The sequence below is a fragment of the Pantoea sp. SIMBA_079 genome (genome assembly GCF_046940275.1).
Lineage (GTDB): Bacteria > Pseudomonadota > Gammaproteobacteria > Enterobacterales > Enterobacteriaceae > Pantoea > Pantoea borealis.
Window position 1 is genome coordinate 1 of sequence record NZ_JAWRYR010000897.1, and the last position, 237, is coordinate 237.

1 protein-coding gene is annotated in these 237 nt (G+C 40.9%); it reads left to right on the forward strand.

The window, feature by feature from the left end; genetic code table 11:
- Window positions 1-44: 44 nt before the first annotated feature.
- The coding region (locus SB719_RS22530) for a hypothetical protein (protein WP_412160088.1) at window positions 45-237 on the forward strand (193 nt) is incomplete at its 3' end.

The following is a 237-nucleotide window of genomic DNA, read 5'->3' on the forward strand; positions in this document are numbered from 1 at the left end:
TATCAACTTGGGAACATAATGATGAACGGATAATTACACAGGATATGATGGACATCACTCTGGGGATAGTCAGCAAGACCATGTTCAGCATAGAATTCACGGATGGCTCTGAAATTGTAGGGAAATCGCTGGACACTGTATTAAAAGCTGACGTCAAAAGGATGAGATCGCTTTTCCGGTTGCCATTATGGGTAACAACCAAAATCAACCGTGAATATAAAAAGGCGATAAAAAGCC